Source organism: Aphanothece sacrum FPU1, assembly GCF_003864295.1.
Classification (GTDB): Bacteria; Cyanobacteriota; Cyanobacteriia; order Cyanobacteriales; family Microcystaceae; genus Aphanothece_B; species Aphanothece_B sacrum.
Window position 1 is genome coordinate 719,764 of sequence record NZ_BDQK01000001.1, and the last position, 19,095, is coordinate 738,858.

Below are 19,095 nucleotides of genomic sequence, written 5' to 3' on the forward strand. Positions count from 1 at the left end.
TTAATCACAAATGAATACAAAATTAGTGGTATCTCTCATACAAATTATTCAATCTCTTTCAGAAGAAGAAAGCACACTATTAGAACAAAAATTAGCTGATAAAATTTCCTATTCATCAGCTAAAGAAATAGAAAATTTAGTTCAAATAGGGGGAGCATTTGATTTCCTTTACGATGAACCAGATATTTATACTCTTGAAGATGGAGAACCTATTCAGTGGCACTAAAAAAAGGCGATATCGTTTTAGTACAATTCCCCTTTACTGAAACGATAACCCAAGGATTTCAGCACCTCTGAAAAAAGCTAACGTGCAAAAATGGGATGCTCCCTGTATTTTATCTAAAGCAGTTTGGTAATGTCCTAAAGCAACATCAAGAGGTTTTGGTGGGGATGAAGACGAATTCATAAGCTGTGACGAATTTAAGTTACACTGAAATATTGTATTATTTTATATAATTTGATAATGCAAGCATTTTTTGAGAGACGCGGGACCCAGGGATTTAACTGATAACTGTTTACTGTTCACTGTTCACTGTAAAATCTGTCTGTGTATTTTTGTTAGGTTTAAGCTTTAATGTTAAGGAGAACCAGATAAACTCAAACCTTAACTGATGTTAGTTTTGCAATCAACATTGAATAGAGGTAATATAAAGTTTATAGTGGAATTTGTTCTCAATAGAGGAGTTATCAAAGAAAAGTGTTTGTCCTCAATGGTTACGAATATTTACTGGGCTTTTTACTCGCTTGTAGTTTAGTCCCTATTTTAGCCTTAACAGCCTCAAAATTATTACGGCCTAGTGGTGGCGGCCCCGAAAGACTCACAACCTATGAATCAGGGATGGAACCCATTGGGGGAGCTTGGATTCAATTCAATATCCGCTATTATATGTTTGCCCTGGTATTTGTGGTTTTTGATGTAGAAACCGTTTTTTTGTATCCTTGGGCAGTAGCATTCAGCCGTTTAGGACTGTTAGCATTTGTGGAAGCCCTGATTTTTATTGCCATTCTTGTTATCGCTCTGGTTTACGCTTGGCGTAAAGGGGCCCTCGAATGGTCCTAATAACTAAGCCATAATGGTTGATCGAAATTATTCATTATAAGTGCATCATGAGTCCAAATCCCACGAATTTAACGAGTTTCGAGCAAGAACAAACGGAAAAGATTCTGAACCCTATTGCTCGCAGTCAGGTAACTCAAGAACTCTCAGAGAATATCATTCTCACCACCGTTGATGACCTCCATAACTGGGCCCGCTTATCAAGTTTGTGGCCCCTACTCTATGGAACCGCTTGCTGTTTTATCGAATTTGCGGCTCTACTGGGTTCGCGCTTCGATTTTGACCGTTTTGGTCTAGTACCCCGTTCTAGCCCCCGACAAGCTGATTTAATCATCACTGCGGGGACAATTACCATGAAGATGGCTCCAGCTTTGGTACGGCTTTATGAAGAAATGCCCGAACCTAAGTATGTCATTGCTATGGGTGCTTGTACTATTACTGGGGGAATGTTTAGCAGTGACTCCACTACCGCAGTGCGAGGGGTTGATAAATTAATTCCGGTGGATGTGTACATTCCTGGTTGTCCTCCCCGTCCTGAAGCGATTTTTGATGCGGTCATTAAACTTCGTAAGAAAGTGTCTAATGAGACGATTCAAGAACGGTCATCGGTGATGCAGCAAACCCATCGTTACTATAGCACCACCCATAATATGAAGGCTGTTGCCCCCATTTTGACAGGAAAATATTTAGCCACTGCTACTCGTCAAGCTCCTCCTAAAGAATTGACTGAGGCCATCGGTATGGAAGTTCCCCCCGCTTTAGTGTCCCAGAAACAGAAGGAGGGAGTATAACGTGGTTGATGAAAATACACAAGAAACAGCTATTATTCAAGCTGGCCCTGTTTCTAGTTGGTTAACGGAAAATGGCTTTGATCATGATCTGTTGGAACCGGATCATTTAGGCATAGAGTTAATTAAAGTGGCCCCGGAATTTTTGATCCCTTTGTCTACGGCCCTATATGCTTATGGGTTTAACTATCTGCAATGTCAGGGTGCTTATGATTTGGGGCCGGGTAAAGAGTTAGTTAGCTTCTATCATTTGATTAAGGTAGCAGATAATAGCGGTGCAGCCGCACTCGCAGGGCGAGACCGCCCGGAAGAAGTTCGTCTCAAAGTGTTTTTACCTAGAGATAACCCTCATATTCCGTCTGTTTACTGGATTTGGAAAGCAGCAGACTGGCAAGAACGGGAAAGCTATGATATGTATGGGATTATCTATGACGGACATCCTGATCTTAAACGGATTTTGATGCCAGAAGATTGGGTAGGTTGGCCCATGCGAAAAGATTATGTTTCCCCTGATTTTTACGAGTTACAAGATGCTTATTAATATTTGTGTCTTTTAATAATTATTCCCCTCAGATTTGTTAGTTTGAGGGGATTTTTATTTTATTTTATATCAAGATAGGTAGTTAATTCATCAAGGGAATAAGGGCAATCTTGGGGCAAATCAAGGTTATAATTTTCTAAAATCGTGCGTCTTGCCCTTTTATAAGGCTTTTCAAGGTCAATTTTGTTGATCATAGATTTAGTCAATTTATCTTCGAGATTATCAATAAAGGCATTAATTTCACACTTCCAATGATGTCTAGAATAAATTTCAGGGGAATAATCAAGTTTTAAGCGATGAATAATAATTTGCTTTAAAAGATTATTAACCGCGTGAATCTGTTCGTTACCCAAATATTCTATTTCCTCTAATAAATTAATCCAATCTAAATTGTTAATATCACGATTTTTAAGCGCGATCGCTTGTTTTTCTAGCCATAAAGGATAGTCGGTTTCATATAGTGACTTACTAATTGTAACTTGTTCAATCATTGCTTAAACTCCTAATTTTTTTTACTTTCCCCTAATTTTATTTTACTACATATTAGGGCTTAATGGTATTAAGCCCCTACCGGACTTACTATGCTAAATTAATAATTAATAACAGACCTTATGTCTGATCCTATAAAAACTAAGTCCGACGAACGCGGACAGCCATTCTAGGTTGCGTAGGCAACCTTTGTTTATATAGCTTAACTATGAACGAGTTAAAGTCTATTATTTTTGAAACATTTCCTGAATTTTATCAAGCGTGGCATTCTTGATAAATAGAGGAAAATTAGGGAATGGGTAAATGTACGATTTGGTCTTGATATTCAGCATCCAAAGAGCATTCAGCAATGAGAATTAATTCTTCAATCATCAGATATTGCAGCTTCATAAACTTGATTTTTTGCTTTTCTTTCCGCTTTAATTTTCAGTGATTTTTGTACAGCATGTGAAGGATTTTGCTTTTAGTCAGTATCATGTTAGAATCTGGTTAAGATACCCGTAATTTAGAAATTTTAATGATAGAACCAACGGAGGAGCAATATTTAATTATTCAAGCATTAGATACCCTTGAATTGCTAGGTTCTCACTTTTTTGATGGAGAAACAGGAGACTGGTATATTCAGACCCCTAGCCTCAATCTTCCCCATGCCATTATTTTACTGGATGGCTCTATTGTATCCTTAAACTGGAAGCAACTATAATGAATCAAGCTAATGAGATCCAAAAACAACAATATCAGAGATTTACGGAGATTTTCGAGCAAGGAAAACAGCGATATATTGAAGCAGTTGGCCACAGTAAAGGCTATATTCCAGGAGTAAAAGGGAAAGATTATTTATCAGATGAAGAAAGAGAAGAAGCTAAACAATTAATTCAAGAAATTTTTGAGAAAAGTAACTCACAAAAACCGAGAACTATCTCATCAAAATTAAGTCAAAACGTAAGTCTATAAAATAGGAGATCCGACCATGTTTAATTTTTCAGGAACCAGACCTACAAATTTAGGAGTTAAAGACGGTAAGTTAACCGCTTGTCCAGGTACACCTAATTGTGTTAATAGTCAAAGTTCAAATAATCAGTTCAAAATAGATCCCCTTCCTGCTGTGGCTATTTCTACCTTAAGAAAAGTCATTGAAAGTATGGAAAGAACAACCATTATTGAAGCAACAGACAATTATCTTTATGCCGAATTTAAAACCCCATTAATGGGCTATGTTGATGACGTAGAATTTTATCTAGATCCTAACGAAAATGTCCTTCATGTGCGGTCAGCATCACGTCTAGGTAAATCTGACTTAGGGCTGAATCGTAAAAGAGTAGAACAAATTCGTGCTAAACTGAAATAACAAGCCTAAATTTATCTCACTTTAAATTAATTTTGACTCAGGGAAAAGTGAGAATTGCTTATTAAGAATTAATTACTAACTTATGGCTGAACAATTTACGAAAGGCGGACAAGAAGCTTGGTATCATGATCGGGGACATTGGGCCGGATATTTTCATACTTATGACAATTTTCAGGTAGGAGATTCTTTTGATACACCTAGACGAATTCATGTTTTTGTACCGAGAAACTACGAATCAAGTCAAGAAAACTATCCTGTTATTTATATGAATGATGGGGATACCGCCTTTTTTCCTGGGGGTGCATATCAGAAAACTTGGAATATGGCAGGTCTTCTAACTAGACTATATTTAAGCAATCAAATTCGTAAAGTGATTGTAGTTGCGATCTGTCCCATTAACCGAGATTATGAATATACTCATGCCCCTGTATGGGGTGCAGAATGGGGAGGATTAGAACATTATTCTAATTATGTTGCCCAGTCAATTAAAGGGTTTATCGATGCTAATTATAGAACCATTGCTGACCCTTACAATTCAATGGTTTTAGGGGCATCTCATGGGGGTTTAGCTGCATTTTATACTGCCACTAGACACCCGGATAAATTTCGTTGTGTAGCCGCTATGTCTCCTTCATTTTGGGTAGGATTAGATTCCACTGTTGATTTTGCTTTGTTAGAATTATCAGGAGATTTTTTTGCCTCTTTAGAATATTCAGCTTTATTGCTTGAAGGATCAAATGCCTTAAAAGATCCTAATTTACAGCCTAAAATATATTTAGATTGGGGTTTAATTCGTGAAGGAGGATTTCATAACTCTTTTATCGAAGAAAGGGCAACCGCAAGAGGTCGAGAAATGCGCGATTTATTAATCCGAGATTTTGGCTATCGAGAACATGAAAACCTCTTTATTGTGGAAGATGGAATCGGACAACATAGTGAAGAATCTTGGGCAGGTCGCCTAGAAAATGTGTTAAAAATATTCTTTAGTTGGTAAATTTCATTAATCTTTAAATCATCATTGACCCGACAAAAACAATAACTTATCAATCTGAATATAGTTACTAATCTACCGACATCTGGGCAGGTAATGTATAACAAAATACAATATCTGCCAAAATGTTTTAAGCTAAGACCCATTTAAGTTGATCAAACAAGACTTATTTGACAGATATCATTTAGAATATTAAGAATTAATACAATAGTAGCCCCAATCGTCAGGGATTAGATAAAAAAACACTATGTATATCGTCCAAATTGCCTCAGAATGCGCCCCCGTCATCAAAGCGGGTGGTTTAGGTGACGTTGTTTATGGATTGAGTCGTGAACTCGACAATCGAGGTCATTGCGTTGAATTAATCCTCCCGATGTATGATTGTATGCGCTATGACCATATTTGGGGAATGCACGAAGCTTATCGGGATTTATGGGTACCTTGGTATGGTGGGGCGATTCATTGTTCTGTATTTTATGGTACAGTGCATGGAGTAAAATGTTTCTTTATTCAACCCCACTCCGGTGATAATTTCTTTAACCGAGGTCATTATTATGGGGCATTAGATGATCATTTTCGCTTTGCTTTTTTCAGTAAAGCGGCTTTAGAATTCTTACTTAAGAGTAATAAACGGCCTGATATTATCCACTGTCATGATTGGCAAACCGGACTAATTCCGGTAATGTTATACGAGATGTATAAATTTCATGGCATGGACAGACAACGAGTTTGTTATACCATTCATAACTTTAAACATCAAGGAATTACCGGAATTGATGTTTTGTGGGCAACTGGCTTAAATAATGATCTTTACTACCTGAATTATGATCGTCTACAAGATAACTTTAATGGTAGTGCCATCAACTTAATGAAAGGGGGTATTGTTTATGCTAATTATGTTAATACTGTTTCCCCTCATCATGCTTGGGAAGCCCGTTTTGAAAATGAAGGATATGGGTTAGGACATACCCTAGAAGTCCATCAACAAAAATTTGGTGGCATTCTCAATGGACTCGATTATAGTATTTGGAGTCCCGAAGTTGATCGTTATATTCCTACTCAATATGGGGTTGAAGATTTTGAGTTAAAAGTACAGAATAAAAAGGCTTTACGGGAACGGTTATTACTCCGAGATGAAGACAAACCTCTAATTGCTTATATTGGTCGTTTAGACGATCAAAAAGGGGTTCATTTAGTGCATCATGCCATGTATTATGCTATGGCCCGTAACGCCCAATTTGTGTTATTAGGATCAGCCACTGCCCCCGATATTAATAGTTGGTTCTGGCACGAAAAACAACATCTAAATCATAATCCTGATGTGCATTTAGAACTTAGTTTTAATGAAGAATTATCACACCTAATTTATGCCGGTGCAGATATGTTCGTTGTTCCCAGTAATTATGAACCTTGTGGCTTAACTCAAATGATTGCCTTAAAATATGGAACAGTTCCCATTGTTCGGGGTGTTGGCGGTTTAATTAATACCGTTTTTGATAAGGATTATGATCAATTTCATCGCCCTGAAGAACGCAATGGATATGTGTTTTTCCAAACGGATTCTAGTGCTTTAGAATCAGCTATGCACCGTGCTTTAGAGTTATGGTATACAAATCGAGAGGGATTTTATCAATTAGCTAAACAAGGCATGAGATATGATTACTCTTGGAATGATCCAGGGGATAAATATCTCGAAGTTTATGACTTTATTAAGGCTTAGTTTTAGCTTTAATAAATTACGACTGAGTAATAGACAATAATTGGTAGGGGCATAATAGATTATGCCCCTACATCATTTTTTTGCCTTAGACTAAAAAATCTGGATAGTTCACGATTCATCGAAGTCAAAATCAAATTCCTTTGAGTCTTCTTGTTCTTGAGATAAAGGTCTTTTGCGAGATTTAGGTTGTTGCCAAAGCAAAGGAAGCAATGCACCGATTATAAAACCGCCTCCCAGAGCAAAAGATAGTAAAACACCGATAGGCAGTGTAATAGACTGCCATGCCAAGAAATTGAGGGAAACCTGACTAATATTTTGAATCGAAAAAATAGCGACAACGCTAATCCAAAAGGCAATCAGAATCCCTACTATTAGATTAGTGAAAATTTTCATAAGTTAGATAAAGTTGGCTGTAGTTAAGGTTCCGGTTAAACCTGTGATCTCAATAATGGCGGTTCTACCGGACAAATTATGCTAAATTATTACAAATGATAGACCTTAACTCTTAAGAGTTAAGCTATACAAACAAAGGTTGCCTACGCAACCTAGAATGGGTGTCCGCGCAGGCGGACTTAGTCTTTATAGGATCAGACATAAGGTCTGTCATTAATTATTAATTTAGCATAGTAAGTCCGATAGAACCATAATGGCATCAGTAGAAGCATCAAATCCGGCTATTTCATTATCATCTAAGTTTACCGGATAAGGAAGATGAGACGGATAGCTTTGCTTTCTACCCAACCTATAAGCAAGTAGACAAAATTAATTACATAAAATCTGTAGGGGCGGGTTTTTTACATAAATGCATGATTCTCACCAAAAAACTAGATAAACCCGCCCCCTATTGCTCAAGTATTACGACTATATCAAAACCCGCCCTGCCTGTACAATTAATTTTTATTAAAGCATAGTAACTCCGGTAGAACCAAGACTTAAGAAGAATTTAATCTCCTAAACAAATCCCTAACCCTCTAGCAGTTTTAACCAAGGTTTCTTCAGGGTCAACCGTACGATAAGTTTTAATTGCTTCAGCAATAGGAACACTGATAATTTGTCGGTTTTGCCAAGCTACCATTTGATCAAATTTTTCTTGGGCAATTAAATCAACTGCTGCCACTCCAAATGCTGATCCTAAGAGGCGATCAACAGGTGAAGGTATCCCCCCCCGTTGAATATGTCCTAATACTGTAACACGGGTTTCTGCCCCTGTTTCTTCTGCAATTTGTTCGGCGATATATTTGCCAATACCGCCTAAACGATCCTCTCCAAATTGTTTAATTTCCTTTAGTTGATCCCCCACATCTGTGCGCACAGCTTCTGATACCATTACCAAACAAAAATGTTTACCAATTTCTTGTCGTTGACGAATTTTTTCGCAAACTTTGTCAATTTTATAGGGAATTTCCGGGAGCAAAATAATATCGGCACCTCCCGCTATTCCTGCAGCTAAAGCAATATGTCCCGCATCCCTTCCCATGACTTCTAAAATCATGACTCGGTTATGACTTGCTGCGGTAAAATGGAGACGATCTAAGGCTTCTGTGGCAATATTTGTGGCAGTATCAAACCCGATAGAAACTTCAGTTGCACCCACATCATTATCAATAGTTTTAGGAATACCAATTAGGTTAATTCCTCCTTGTTGAGCAAGACGACGTAAAATGGCTAAACTGCCATCTCCACCAATACCAATTAAGGCATCTAATCCTAAACTATTATAACCGTCAATGATCTCTTGAGAGCGATCTCGTAAGGAACCATCGAGCATGGGAAAAGCAAAAGGATCACCTTTATTTGTTGTCCCTAAAATTGTTCCTCCCATTAACAATAAGTTATCGAGTTTATCTATCTTAAATTCCATGATTTGTGGGGGACGAGTCATTAACCCGTGGGTTGCTTCTCTAATGCCAATAACTTCCCAATTATAGGTTCCTATTGCATGATGAACTACTGCACGAATTACGGCATTTAAACCCGCGCAGTCTCCACCACTGGTAAGAATTCCAATGCGTTTTTTCTCACCCATTTCTATTATCTGTTAAATCAATCCAATTTTATTTTTAGCTATAAGAGTAATAGTCGCTTTAATCTTAAGGAAAATTATAGAAATCAAAATTATTTTTTTGATTAACTCAATAGATATTCTCCAGAAAATTACATTAATAAAATACGAACGTTTATGGTAAAATCTAATTGTTATCTTTAGAGAAAGATTGATTAACCCCATAAAACCAATCTTAAAGATTAATCATTAGTTTAATATGAACCCAGTCTATCCGTGGTATTGGCGATCGCTTCCTTTGAACCAGCGTATTGGTTCAGATATTTTTCAATGTTTGTTTGCTGATCATACGATCGCTACTTTGTTAGAAAGTCCTTTTCCCACTCCAACAGACTATCCTTATTTATCGCGTTATTCTATTTGTGCGGGAGAACCTCGTATTATAGGGGGTAAAACTCAATTATGGACTCCTCAAATTGGAGAAATTTTACCTTTTTTAACTGATTTATTACAAAAGGATCAGTTTATCCCCCAACAACCAGATCATCTACCCTTTATTGGGGGTTGGTTAGGGTGGTTAGGCTATGATTTAGCCAGAGAAATTGAGCAATTACCCCAGTTTAACCAAGATCCTCTCCCTTTTCCTCTGGCTTATTGGTATGAACCTGCTTCTTTTGCTATTTTAGACCATCTTGAACAAACTTTATGGTTAGCTAGTACGACCCTCTCAGAACTCGATCATTTGCAACACCGTCTTATCTCATCACCCCATCACCCCATCACCTCATTACTCCATCACTCCATCACCTCATCACCTATCTCTTTTTATACTGCCCAAAATGAATACGAAAATGCTGTCCGTCAGGCCAAAAAATATATTCAAGCTGGGGATATTTTTCAAGCTAATTTATCCTTAAGATTTCATAGCACTACCCCTACAGATAGTTGGTCAATTTATCGTAAACTACAACAAATTAATCCTTCTCCTTTTGCTAGTTATTGGCGAACTCCTTGGGGAGATGTTATTAGTTGTTCACCGGAAAGATTAGTTAATTTACAAGGAAATATTGCTCAAACTCGTCCTATTGCTGGAACTCGTCCCCGTGGCAAAACTCCTCAACAAGAACAATCTTTATGGCAAGAATTAACCCGCGATCGCAAAGAATTGGCGGAACATATTATGTTAGTAGATTTAGAACGCAATGATTTAGGACGAGTATGTGAATGGGGAACAGTAAAAGTTGATGAACTTTTAACGGTGGAACGTTATAGTCATGTCATGCACTTAGTTAGTAATGTCAAGGGAATTTTAAGCCGCGATCACACTCCAATTGATTTAATTAGCTCATTATTTCCTGGAGGAACTATTACGGGATGTCCTAAAGTTCGCTGTATGGAAATTATAGAAGAACTCGAACCTGTTAAGCGTAATCTATTTTATGGGTCTTGTGGTTATTTAGATCGACGAGGCAATCTTGACTTAAATATTTTGATTCGGACACTTTTATATACTCCTTTATCTGCTAGTTTAAATGGGGTTTGGGGACAAGTTGGGGCCGGAATAGTTGCTGATAGTGATCCCCATAAAGAATGGATAGAATCTCTACAAAAAGCACAAGCACAGTTAGCAGCTTTGCAATAAAAATACTAGATATTATTCTTACTTCACGGTCAAAAATTCTGACTTGACAACTGAAATTAATCTGTGTTGGTTGTATTGGTTTAATTTGTAGGGGCATGGCATCATTAATCTAAGGATGAAACCTAAATAATTATATTGCCATTCATCTGCTTTTAATTAGAATTTTTTGGCTTTAAACTCTTAACTAATGCTTGAAATTGTTGTTGCAAATACTCTAAATTTTGGGTATTTTCTCCATATCGCCAACTCACATAAGCTTGAGAAATTTCTGCAATAATTTCTGCTTGTTCGCTGGGATGTTGTTGACGGGAAACTTCTACATATTCTAAGGGCGTTTGGGCCGGATGTTTTGGATATCCTTTTCCTTTTAATACTCCTAACATTTCCTGGTATAATCGCGCCATTGGTGGTAATTTTGCTAACTGACGATGATATCCTAATTTGCTGAGTTGTCCCCAACCTAACCAGCCTAAAAATGCTAAACCAATCCCTAATAATAAACCAACAAATACCCCTATTAAACTACCTGAAATAAATTCCCAGATCAATAATAATAAACTTAAGAAACCACCAATTACATAAGTCCAAATAACATTAAAAAATCCAGTAATAGGAGAAGGTAGCCAACCAGCCACCCAATTCCAAAATTGTTTAAGTACCCCAAAGGTTTGATCTTCTTCAACAGAAGGAGGGATTAAATCATGACCAGGAATGGGGTCAAAACCATACCAACCAAAATAAGGAAAATAAGCCTCGGTTAAAGCGTAAGCATCTGTATTTTTAACGATATAAAAACCCGTAAACGGATTAAATTTTCCTGCCCCAAATCCTACAGTTAATCTGGCTGGAATGCCAATTGATCGTAACATCATTGTTAGGACAGTTGAAAAGTGATCTTGATAGCCTCCTTCATACTTAAATAAAAATGCTTCTACTAAATCTTCTTGGTCATCAAAAAAAGGCAAATCAGGCTGAATTCGATATAGTTGTTTAACTTTTTGGGTTAAAAATAAAGCTGCTTCGTAAGTAGAATTAAGAGGTTTTTCTGAAGTAGAAATTAATTCTAGGGTTTTTTTACGAACTTTCTCGCTAATTTCCGAAGGAATTTGTAAATAGGTATCTTTTATTTCTTGAGAATACTTATAAGGAGATTTGTTTAAAACGGTGCGGTTTCTATAAGGAACTTCTGAGATAACTGTATAGGTAAGTCCTTCAATTAAACCTACAGGCGATCGCAAATTATTTTGAGGATCTTGAGCAATTTCTTTTGCAGGAAAATAGAGAGAAGTAGGCGAATATAAAGTCGGAATTACATTAGGTAACTCTGAAACAGCCGTATAACTTTGAATCACCTCTTTAGTCTTCATATAAGTGCCAGTAGAAGGAAGAAAAAACTTGTAAGACCAAAGATCTCTATTAATCGTTTTTAAGTCCTTATCTCCCGAAATTTCCCAACCTTGGCCTGTATAATAATCAAAAGATAAAGCACGCCAAAATCCTGGAGCTTGAGAACGTACCCGCAGGACAACTTTGGGCTTCATTTCTCCTCGTAAATTTTGATTAATTTTAGTATTAAAACCATAATAATAATTACTATTAAATTGACCAGTTCCTTCGCTTGGACTTCCTTCTCCACCATTATTCTGGTTATTTTTTTGACCATTTTGAGCATAACCTGGATTGATAATATCACGGTTTTTTTGCTCAAATTTTTGACTATCTGCATCTAAAGGACTACTAACTGGAAAGGTTTGTAGTTGATACCCAGGAAAACGAGGCATCACCAGAAAAATTCCTAATCCTAATAGTAATGTAATGCCAAGAATGACACTTAAACGACTAGGAGAAAGAGGAGAATATTGCCAAAATGAACCCTGAGAATTAGGAACAGATGAAGGACTATAAAAGAGTGATTTTAAAGATAAATTAATGCTTTTTAAGCCTAAACGAGAACGATAATCTAAGACTAAGGTAGGAATAGCAAGAATTAAAAATAGTAATAACCAAGGGGCAAAAGCTAAGGTTTGAGAAACTGTCCCGGCTACTCCTAATAAAATCAAACCAATGATCATAGAATAGCCTAAATCTTTGCGCCGAGGTAAATCAAAACTGTGGAGAACTTGTAATTGAACTAATAATCCAGCTAAAGTAAGACGACTATCGTTTAAATTCTGAGTTAAATTAATTAAGAAAAAAAACAAAACTCCTAGCATTCCTATTGCTAGGAAAAACTTGATCGTAATGTTAGGATATTTACGACGATACCAACTCCAAGTTGCCCCTAAAATACTTAAGGGAATAGCCCATAGACTCATCTGAGTTTGAGCGGCCACATCTGTAGCAATAATACCAACAATAACTAATCCTTGGACTAAAATACGCAATAGTAAGGATTCTTCTGTTTGCGGCAAAGGCATTGCTGCAATTTTTTGTCTAAATTTCTCAAAAAATGGTAATTGTTGCGAGTTAGTGTTTTCCATAGAGACTGAGGAGAGATTGACAATTATTTACTCAAGCATTATAATCATATCAAAACCTGACCTGCCCTGTGTAATTAATTTTGTTTAAGTGCTTATTAACAATTATCCATTTTTCTCTATTTTTTTAGATTAATCTCAATCTTATGATTAAACAAACCGTCAAAAATATCGTTTATCCTCTCTTTAAGTCTCGCCCAGATTTTCTAATTATTGGAGCGCAGAAATCGGGAACAACTTCATTATATAATTATTTGATTCAGCATCCTCAAATCATTAAAAATAAAAGTTGGAAAGAAGTTCGTTATTTTGATCTTCCAGAAAATTATGCTCAAGGTATGACTTGGTACTTAGGAAATTTTCCTTCTAAATTACAAAAAGGAAATCGGATGACGGTAGATTCTTCCCCTAATTATATGTATTTTCCTCATATTCCTAATTTAATTAAACAAGATTTAGGAAATATTAAAATGATTGCGGTGTTAAGAGAACCAGTGAGTCGTGCTTATTCTGCTTGGAAAATGTATCATAGTTTTTGGACTAATGCTGATGTCGCACAGAATAATAAAAAAATTGCAGACACTAGAACTTTTGCTGAAGCTATTGAACAAGAATTAAATAATAAATGTGCTGCCGATATATATACTTATGATTATTTAGCCAGAGGTAAGTACGTTGAACAGATAGAAAATTATTATCAATATTTTGACAAAAATATGCTCTTAATTCTTAACTTTAATGATCTTAAAAATGATTTAGAATCTGTCCTTAATCGAGTTTGCACATTTTTAGATATTGAACCTTTTTCTGAAGCTTCTCTCAAGCAGCTTCTAGAAAATAAATACAATGTGGGTATAAAATCCGAGAAAAGTGTAGAAGATAAGCAAGTTTTAGAACAATTGAAGACTTATTTTGAACCCTATAACCAACAATTATACACTTTATTAGGTAAGAGTTATAATTGGTAATTCAATCATGGATAATTGATAATTACCACTTCATCAATGAAGATAATTAGAATAAAGGGTTCTACCGAACTTGTCATGTAAAATTAATAAATCAATACAGCCTTTGTCCTTATTCTATAAGCACAAAGGCTGTCTACACAGCCTAATTTTAAGCCTGGGTAGCCAGGCTTAGTTCCTATAGCTTAACCTGATCGGGTTTAAGCCTGTAATTTGTAATCCTTTTACATCCTACTAAGTTCGGTAGAACCGAATAAAGTTAGCAACGAGTTCTTTTTTAACCTTAAAATGAGAGGTTTTCAATCATATTAGTTATCAATTATCCATTTTAAAAAACTCCTCAATTATATATAATGGCAATTAAACGGTCTGGTAATTCTGATAATTCTGCTTCTTCTCCAAAAAAAACAAGCCCTTCCATACCTTCTGAAACTGATCATCTGCTTTCACCTATTTCTACTCCTCAAGAACAAGGTAAATCAGAGGACTCTATCCGTCCCCATTCCTTAGCTGATTATATTGGACAACAAGATCTCAAAGATGTCTTATCTATTGCTATTGGGGCAGCAAAAACTCGTCAAGATTCTTTAGATCACTTATTATTATATGGCCCTCCTGGCTTGGGTAAAACGACAATTTCTCTCATTTTATCGACTGAAATGGGTGTTAATTGTAAAATTACGGCTGCACCTGCTTTAGAACGTCCTAGAGATATTACAGGGTTATTAGTTAATCTTAAACCTGGGGATATTTTGTTTATTGATGAAATTCATCGTCTTAATCGTTTGACGGAAGAATTACTTTATCCGGCGATGGAAGATTATCGTCTTGATATTACTATTGGTAAGGGACAATCTGCTAGAATTCGTAGTATTCCTTTGCCTAAATTTACGTTAATTGGTGCTACAACTAAGGTAGGATCTTTAACATCTCCTTTGCGCGATCGCTTTGGATTAATTCAACGTTTAAGATTTTATGAACCCCAGGAATTAGCTTTAATTATTCTACGAACTGCGAAGATTATTAATACTTCAATTACTGAAGAAGGTGCAACAGAAATTGCTTGTAGATCTAGAGGAACTCCTCGTATTGCTAATCGTTTATTGCGGCGAGTTCGAGATTATATGCAGGTCAAAAAATTAGATATAATTACAGAAGAATTAGCCAAAGATGCGTTAAATATTTATCAGGTAGATACTCAAGGATTGGATTGGACAGATAGGTTAATTTTACAAACAATGATCGATCAATTTAAGGGGGGGCCAGTAGGTTTAGAAGCTATTGGTGCTGCTACGGGTGAAGATGCTAAAACCATTGAAGAAGTTTATGAACCTTATTTATTACAAATTGGTTTTCTTCATCGTACTCCAAGGGGTAGAGTTGTTTCTGCTCCTGCTTATCAACATTTACAATTAACCTGAGTTCGGTGTTAGGAGTTCGGTGTTGGGACTAACGATAAAATAAGGGTTGCCAGACTCTTATTTTTGATAAATTGTCCACCAAAATCCTTATGTCGAACTCAGGTTAGAATGGTTTTTCAGCAAACCCTACTTGCTTTTACGCTTACGATTTAAGAGGGTTCCTGCACCAGCAAAAACAGCTAAACCAACTAAAGCATTGGGTTCAGGGATAGAAGTCAGCTGGGTTTGTCCCGAATAGCCACTTGTGAAGCCATTATTTCCTTGTGCTTGAGTAATAACAGTGTTGATAGGTGCGCTGATGCCTTGAGACAGTACAACTATTCCTGCAGCTTGAACAATTGCACCATTTTCTAACACATTCCAGAACCCTTCAAATTGAAAAGAGGCTTCACTCGACGCTCCATTGTTAGTCGGTCTGAAGGTAACATTGGTTAGTTTGGTAGCATCAAAGGTATTGGCTGTGTCTATATCACCGATTTTGTCACGACCGAAGTCTAACAGTCTGGTGATAGGTATGTTTAGGTTAGGATTAAAATTATTTTGTGTTCCTAAATAGGGTAATTTGAAATCTTTAATTAACCCCTGCTGGCCTTGGATGTCATTAAATGCAGTTGGAGGTTCACCAGAGATACTAACTAGTTGAATTAATCCCAATCCCGAATTCGAATTTATTGGTGGAGTATTAACGGTAGAAGTAGTAGAAGTAGGCGGGTTGGCAACAAAAAAGTTTGCACCAGAGATAGAGGTAATAGGAGCAGTCGCAGGGTTAAGATTGGAAGTTGGGAAGAAGTCAAAATAACCGCATTGTCCCGTATAACCAGGTGTATTAGTCGGAATATTTAAACAACTCCCACCAGCATAAATGGCGTTAGCACCGGCCGTAGTGCTATCTCCTGTTCCGCCACCAGTACCGCCAAAATTGTCACTACGAATCTTTAAATTAACACCCGCCCCTCCAGATCCCGAAAAAATAACAGGGGTGAAATTGCCTTGTCCTGACAATAACTTAATGTTACCCGCTTGAGCGGAACTAACACCGGAAAAGCCAGCGATCAAAACGCCAGAAATTAAACCAACTCGCTTCATTAAATTTTTCATGTTTACCTTTTTGCTTTTATGCCTCTAGATTTTTACTTAGTTGAACTTCCACTGCCGTGCATGGGAGTGGATTCTTTTTTCACAGGCTCTTAACTAGGATTTCTCCCCCGTCAGAACGCCTCAAAAAGCAATTTAAGTCACGGACGTACCAGCCGCAACAATATATAAATATACGGGCAAGTCTAACAAAATAATTTATGTTTGTCAATATTTCTGACGAGGTGACAACAAATGTTATCGAAAATTTGTTTTTTTGTACTAAGACTAGACAATTGTTGCGATCGCAATTAAGTAAATGGCGATCGCAACAACTGATGTAACCTTGAAAATATTATAATTATGTTAAAAACAAAAGTGTTGCCCAGTTCGCTTCCAATGTCATATTCAAGTAGTCTTACCGATCAAGAAGTGAGCGACCTTTGTTTGTATAGCGTAACTCTAAGCGAGTTAAAGTCTATTATTTGTAATAATAAAGAATAGTAAGTCCGGTAGAAGCAAAACGGAAAGCTTAAAGGATTGAAGGATGAATGTCACTGTGAGTTCTAAACTGCCGGAAACCATCGCTTATGTCCGCATTATCCAACAGTCTTGGCAACTAGGCCACCTTGAGGGAGAAGTCAGGGCCGCACAGTATCAATGGCGGTTTCAGTGGCATTTTCGGCGCGGCAGATTATCCGTACAGCCTTCTTTGGGCCGGGCTTTAATTTACGAACCATTAGGACGTTTTTTAGAACGTTGTGACTATCAATTAGAACCTGGTGGTGATTATGAGTTTACCTTACGCGCAGAACTGTAGGTATTCTCACCTTGACAACAAATCGATTAAACTTTGGGCAACTTTGGACAACTTACGCAAAATAATTAGGTGATTATGGTAATTCAAGCTTACGGAGTTCATCAAATGGGAGAAGCATTAAAACCCTTTGAATATGACCCTGGCCCATTAAGAGAGGAAGAAGTGGAAATTAATGTAGAATACTGCGGGATTTGTCACAGTGACTTAAGTATGCTCAATAATGAGTGGGGTATCTCCCAATATCCTTTAGTTCCTGGCCATGAAGTAGTAGGAAAAATCGGGGCCGTCGGAGAAAAAGTTAAAACCCTCTCTCTCGGTCAAACAGTCGGTTTAGGCTGGTTTTCTCGGTCTTGTCTGACTTGTGAATGGTGTGTCGGTGGGGATCAAAATCTCTGTTTAACGGCTGAGGGAACCATTGTGGGGCGTTATGGCGGCTTTGCCAATAAAGTCAGGGCCCATCACGGTTGGGTTGTGCCTCTGCCGTCTGGACTCAATCCTCAAACGGCTGGCCCCTTGTTTTGTGGGGGGATTACAGTGTTTAATCCGATTATTGAATGCGGAGTACAACCGACTGATCGGGTAGGGGTTATTGGTATTGGGGGTTTAGGTCACATGGCCATCCAATTTCTCCATGCTTGGGGATGTGATGTTACTGCTTTTTCCGGGAGTCAAAATAAGGAACAAGAGGCACGAAATTTAGGGGCAAATCACTTTATTAATTCTAGGGATTCTCATGCTTTAAAATCAGTAGAAAATTCGTTTGATTTTATTATCTCAACTGTTAATGCTGATTTGAATTGGAATGGTTATATCTTAGCTTTACGTCCTAAAGGTCGTTTACATTTTGTTGGGGTTACTCCTAATCCTATTTCTACTCAAGTTTTTCCTTTAATTGTAGGACAAAAATCGATTTCTGCAAGTCCTTTTGGAAGTCCTAGAAATGTCATGAAAATGTTAGAATTTGCAGCCCGTCATCATATTGAACCAATGATTGAAACTTACCCCCTAGAGAATGTAAATGAAGCTTTAGAAAAGCTTCGTCAGGGTACACCTAGATACCGTTTAGTTCTAACTGTTTAAACAATGAATAATTAACAATTAATTATTAATTATTCATTGTTATTTATTGAAATTATTTGAAAATGCTATAATTAAAAAAATTTATTTAATTGTTTTTATGATAACAAAAGTTACCCCTGCTAAATTCTCTGTCCAAGAATATCACCAAATAATTGAGACAGGAATTTTAGCTTATAGAAAAGTAGAATTAATTAATGGAATAATTATTGAAATGGCACCAGAAGGAACTGAACATAGCTATTATGGACAGAGTTTAGCTGACATTTTTCGATTATCTCTTTCGGGTCAAGTTTTGGTTAGAGAAAATAAACCGATAACTCTTTCAAATAACACTGAACCTGAACCTGATATTGCCCTTGTTCAACTACCTTCTACTCGATATTTATCTCATCATCCTTATCCTGAAGATATTTATTTATTAATAGAAATCTCTAAATCTACTCTAGCATTTGACAGTTCTGTTAAACGAAAAAATTATGCTAAAGAAGAAATTAAAGATTATTGGATTGTTGATATCATTAATAAACAGTTAAAAATTTATCGTTCTCCATCTCAAGGAGACTATCAAGAAATTACAACATTAAAAGCAAATTCTATTTTATCTCCTTTAGCTTTTCCTAATACGATAATTACGATACAAGAAATTTTTGCTAGTTAGACTCTTTTGGCTATTTTGCGAT

General features: G+C 36.7%; 22 protein-coding genes. 16 read left to right on the top strand and 6 right to left on the bottom strand.

The window, feature by feature from the left end:
- The first annotated feature begins 10 nt into the window (after positions 1 to 10).
- Positions 11 to 226: a hypothetical protein gene (locus tag AsFPU1_RS03295; RefSeq protein WP_124977757.1), complete on the top strand. Its 216-nt coding sequence runs from the start codon at positions 11 to 13 to the stop codon at positions 224 to 226.
- Positions 227 to 259: 33 nt separating this feature from the next.
- On the opposite strand, the gene AsFPU1_RS22425 is transcribed toward AsFPU1_RS03295, so the two are convergent.
- Positions 260 to 406: a hypothetical protein gene (locus tag AsFPU1_RS22425; RefSeq protein ID WP_172957575.1), complete on the bottom strand. Its 147-nt coding sequence runs from the start codon at positions 404 to 406 to the stop codon at positions 260 to 262.
- 291 nt (positions 407 to 697) lie between these two features.
- Between AsFPU1_RS22425 and ndhC the strand changes: the two genes are divergently transcribed.
- Genes ndhC through AsFPU1_RS03310 form a run of 3 tightly spaced genes read left to right on the top strand, consistent with a single transcriptional unit; the run spans position 698 to position 2,386 of the window.
- Positions 698 to 1,060 (top strand): photosynthetic/respiratory NAD(P)H-quinone oxidoreductase subunit C, encoded by a 363-nt coding sequence (gene ndhC / locus AsFPU1_RS03300; protein WP_124977759.1) that lies wholly within the window; start codon positions 698 to 700, stop codon positions 1,058 to 1,060.
- A 47-nt stretch (positions 1,061 to 1,107) separates the two neighbouring features.
- Positions 1,108 to 1,848 (top strand): photosynthetic/respiratory NAD(P)H-quinone oxidoreductase subunit K, encoded by a 741-nt coding sequence (gene ndhK, locus AsFPU1_RS03305; RefSeq protein ID WP_124977762.1) that lies wholly within the window; start codon positions 1,108 to 1,110, stop codon positions 1,846 to 1,848.
- A 1-nt stretch (position 1,849) separates the two neighbouring features.
- Positions 1,850 to 2,386: an NAD(P)H-quinone oxidoreductase subunit J gene (locus tag AsFPU1_RS03310; RefSeq protein ID WP_124977764.1), complete on the top strand. Its 537-nt coding sequence runs from the start codon at positions 1,850 to 1,852 to the stop codon at positions 2,384 to 2,386.
- Positions 2,387 to 2,445: 59 nt separating this feature from the next.
- Here AsFPU1_RS03310 and AsFPU1_RS03315 read toward each other — a convergent pair whose 3' ends face one another.
- Positions 2,446 to 2,877: a DUF29 domain-containing protein gene (locus AsFPU1_RS03315; protein ID WP_172957576.1), complete on the bottom strand. Its 432-nt coding sequence runs from the start codon at positions 2,875 to 2,877 to the stop codon at positions 2,446 to 2,448.
- A gap of 515 nt (positions 2,878 to 3,392) precedes the next feature.
- On the opposite strand from AsFPU1_RS03315, the gene AsFPU1_RS03320 reads away from it, so the two are divergent.
- From AsFPU1_RS03320 to glgA, 5 genes are all read left to right on the top strand, one after another.
- Positions 3,393 to 3,578 carry a hypothetical protein gene (locus AsFPU1_RS03320; protein ID WP_124977766.1) on the top strand — a complete coding sequence of 62 codons (186 nt, stop codon included), beginning with the start codon at positions 3,393 to 3,395 and terminating at the stop codon, positions 3,576 to 3,578.
- The gene (locus AsFPU1_RS03325; RefSeq protein WP_227873642.1) at positions 3,578 to 3,829 is read left to right on the top strand and encodes a hypothetical protein; all 252 of its coding nucleotides are present in this window, start codon (positions 3,578 to 3,580) and stop codon (positions 3,827 to 3,829) included. The genes AsFPU1_RS03320 and AsFPU1_RS03325 overlap by 1 nt, the downstream gene beginning before the upstream one ends.
- 16 nt (positions 3,830 to 3,845) lie before the next feature.
- Positions 3,846 to 4,223, top strand: coding sequence for a DUF1499 domain-containing protein (locus AsFPU1_RS03330; RefSeq protein ID WP_124977768.1), 378 nt, complete (start codon positions 3,846 to 3,848; stop codon positions 4,221 to 4,223).
- 82 nt (positions 4,224 to 4,305) lie between these two features.
- Positions 4,306 to 5,217: an alpha/beta hydrolase gene (locus AsFPU1_RS03335; protein WP_124977770.1), complete on the top strand. Its 912-nt coding sequence runs from the start codon at positions 4,306 to 4,308 to the stop codon at positions 5,215 to 5,217.
- A 244-nt stretch (positions 5,218 to 5,461) separates the two neighbouring features.
- A complete protein-coding gene (gene glgA, locus AsFPU1_RS03340) occupies positions 5,462 to 6,934 on the top strand; it encodes a glycogen synthase GlgA (protein WP_124977772.1) in 1,473 nt (490 codons plus the stop codon).
- A 108-nt stretch (positions 6,935 to 7,042) separates the two neighbouring features.
- Here the strand turns inward: glgA and AsFPU1_RS03345 are convergent, their stop codons facing one another.
- Together AsFPU1_RS03345 and AsFPU1_RS03350 are read right to left on the bottom strand one after the other, a co-directional pair.
- Entirely contained in the window at positions 7,043 to 7,327 is a 285-nt protein-coding gene (locus AsFPU1_RS03345; protein WP_124977774.1) for a lipopolysaccharide assembly protein LapA domain-containing protein, read from the bottom strand.
- 550 nt (positions 7,328 to 7,877) lie between these two features.
- Positions 7,878 to 8,960, bottom strand: coding sequence for an ATP-dependent 6-phosphofructokinase (locus tag AsFPU1_RS03350; RefSeq protein WP_125061044.1), 1,083 nt, complete (start codon positions 8,958 to 8,960; stop codon positions 7,878 to 7,880).
- Positions 8,961 to 9,195: 235 nt separating this feature from the next.
- Here AsFPU1_RS03350 and AsFPU1_RS03355 point away from each other — a divergent pair, with 235 nt between their 5' ends.
- Positions 9,196 to 10,578, top strand: a complete 1,383-nt coding sequence (locus AsFPU1_RS03355; protein WP_124977776.1) for an anthranilate synthase component I — start codon at positions 9,196 to 9,198, stop codon at positions 10,576 to 10,578.
- Between the two features lie 152 nt (positions 10,579 to 10,730).
- On the opposite strand, the gene AsFPU1_RS03360 is transcribed toward AsFPU1_RS03355, so the two are convergent.
- Entirely contained in the window at positions 10,731 to 13,058 is a 2,328-nt protein-coding gene (locus AsFPU1_RS03360) for a transglutaminase TgpA family protein (protein WP_124977778.1), read from the bottom strand.
- Positions 13,059 to 13,201: 143 nt separating this feature from the next.
- Between AsFPU1_RS03360 and AsFPU1_RS03365 the strand changes: the two genes are divergently transcribed.
- Together AsFPU1_RS03365 and ruvB are read left to right on the top strand one after the other, a co-directional pair.
- Positions 13,202 to 14,023 carry a sulfotransferase domain-containing protein gene (locus tag AsFPU1_RS03365; RefSeq protein WP_124977780.1) on the top strand — a complete coding sequence of 274 codons (822 nt, stop codon included), beginning with the start codon at positions 13,202 to 13,204 and terminating at the stop codon, positions 14,021 to 14,023.
- 350 nt (positions 14,024 to 14,373) lie between these two features.
- Entirely contained in the window at positions 14,374 to 15,441 is a 1,068-nt protein-coding gene (gene ruvB, locus AsFPU1_RS03370) for a Holliday junction branch migration DNA helicase RuvB (RefSeq protein ID WP_124977782.1), read from the top strand.
- A gap of 126 nt (positions 15,442 to 15,567) precedes the next feature.
- Here the strand turns inward: ruvB and AsFPU1_RS03375 are convergent, their stop codons facing one another.
- Positions 15,568 to 16,539: a hypothetical protein gene (locus AsFPU1_RS03375; RefSeq protein ID WP_124977784.1), complete on the bottom strand. Its 972-nt coding sequence runs from the start codon at positions 16,537 to 16,539 to the stop codon at positions 15,568 to 15,570.
- A gap of 197 nt (positions 16,540 to 16,736) precedes the next feature.
- Here AsFPU1_RS03375 and AsFPU1_RS23275 point away from each other — a divergent pair, with 197 nt between their 5' ends.
- The 4 genes from AsFPU1_RS23275 to AsFPU1_RS03390 all read left to right on the top strand — a co-directional run bounded on the left by AsFPU1_RS23275 (position 16,737) and on the right by AsFPU1_RS03390 (position 19,073).
- Complete coding sequence (locus AsFPU1_RS23275; RefSeq protein WP_265415789.1) at positions 16,737 to 16,859, top strand: hypothetical protein; 123 nt, start codon at positions 16,737 to 16,739, stop codon at positions 16,857 to 16,859.
- A 203-nt stretch (positions 16,860 to 17,062) separates the two neighbouring features.
- Positions 17,063 to 17,335, top strand: a complete 273-nt coding sequence (locus AsFPU1_RS03380) for a DUF3146 family protein (RefSeq protein WP_124977787.1) — start codon at positions 17,063 to 17,065, stop codon at positions 17,333 to 17,335.
- Between the two features lie 75 nt (positions 17,336 to 17,410).
- Positions 17,411 to 18,415, top strand: a complete 1,005-nt coding sequence (ahr, locus tag AsFPU1_RS03385) for an NADPH-dependent aldehyde reductase Ahr (RefSeq protein ID WP_125061045.1) — start codon at positions 17,411 to 17,413, stop codon at positions 18,413 to 18,415.
- 97 nt (positions 18,416 to 18,512) lie between these two features.
- The gene (locus AsFPU1_RS03390; RefSeq protein ID WP_124977789.1) at positions 18,513 to 19,073 is read left to right on the top strand and encodes a Uma2 family endonuclease; all 561 of its coding nucleotides are present in this window, start codon (positions 18,513 to 18,515) and stop codon (positions 19,071 to 19,073) included.
- Positions 19,074 to 19,095: the final 22 nt, after the last annotated feature.

Coding starts and splice junctions, on each gene's coding strand:
- AsFPU1_RS03315 (WP_172957576.1), bottom strand. CDS start 2,877: ATGATTGAACAAGTTACAATTAGTAAGTCACTATATGAAACCGACTAT.
- AsFPU1_RS03345 (WP_124977774.1), bottom strand. CDS start 7,327: ATGAAAATTTTCACTAATCTAATAGTAGGGATTCTGATTGCCTTTTGG.
- AsFPU1_RS23275 (WP_265415789.1), top strand. CDS start 16,737: ATGTTTGTCAATATTTCTGACGAGGTGACAACAAATGTTATCGAAAAT.
- AsFPU1_RS03375 (WP_124977784.1), bottom strand. CDS start 16,539: ATGAAAAATTTAATGAAGCGAGTTGGTTTAATTTCTGGCGTTTTGATC.
- glgA (WP_124977772.1), top strand. CDS start 5,462: ATGTATATCGTCCAAATTGCCTCAGAATGCGCCCCCGTCATCAAAGCG.
- AsFPU1_RS03365 (WP_124977780.1), top strand. CDS start 13,202: ATGATTAAACAAACCGTCAAAAATATCGTTTATCCTCTCTTTAAGTCT.
- ruvB (WP_124977782.1), top strand. CDS start 14,374: ATGGCAATTAAACGGTCTGGTAATTCTGATAATTCTGCTTCTTCTCCA.
- AsFPU1_RS03350 (WP_125061044.1), bottom strand. CDS start 8,960: ATGGGTGAGAAAAAACGCATTGGAATTCTTACCAGTGGTGGAGACTGC.
- AsFPU1_RS03295 (WP_124977757.1), top strand. CDS start 11: ATGAATACAAAATTAGTGGTATCTCTCATACAAATTATTCAATCTCTT.
- AsFPU1_RS22425 (WP_172957575.1), bottom strand. CDS start 406: ATGAATTCGTCTTCATCCCCACCAAAACCTCTTGATGTTGCTTTAGGA.
- AsFPU1_RS03325 (WP_227873642.1), top strand. CDS start 3,578: ATGAATCAAGCTAATGAGATCCAAAAACAACAATATCAGAGATTTACG.
- AsFPU1_RS03330 (WP_124977768.1), top strand. CDS start 3,846: ATGTTTAATTTTTCAGGAACCAGACCTACAAATTTAGGAGTTAAAGAC.
- ndhK (WP_124977762.1), top strand. CDS start 1,108: ATGAGTCCAAATCCCACGAATTTAACGAGTTTCGAGCAAGAACAAACG.
- AsFPU1_RS03380 (WP_124977787.1), top strand. CDS start 17,063: ATGAATGTCACTGTGAGTTCTAAACTGCCGGAAACCATCGCTTATGTC.
- AsFPU1_RS03360 (WP_124977778.1), bottom strand. CDS start 13,058: ATGGAAAACACTAACTCGCAACAATTACCATTTTTTGAGAAATTTAGA.
- ahr (WP_125061045.1), top strand. CDS start 17,411: ATGGTAATTCAAGCTTACGGAGTTCATCAAATGGGAGAAGCATTAAAA.
- AsFPU1_RS03320 (WP_124977766.1), top strand. CDS start 3,393: ATGATAGAACCAACGGAGGAGCAATATTTAATTATTCAAGCATTAGAT.
- AsFPU1_RS03355 (WP_124977776.1), top strand. CDS start 9,196: ATGAACCCAGTCTATCCGTGGTATTGGCGATCGCTTCCTTTGAACCAG.
- AsFPU1_RS03390 (WP_124977789.1), top strand. CDS start 18,513: ATGATAACAAAAGTTACCCCTGCTAAATTCTCTGTCCAAGAATATCAC.
- AsFPU1_RS03335 (WP_124977770.1), top strand. CDS start 4,306: ATGGCTGAACAATTTACGAAAGGCGGACAAGAAGCTTGGTATCATGAT.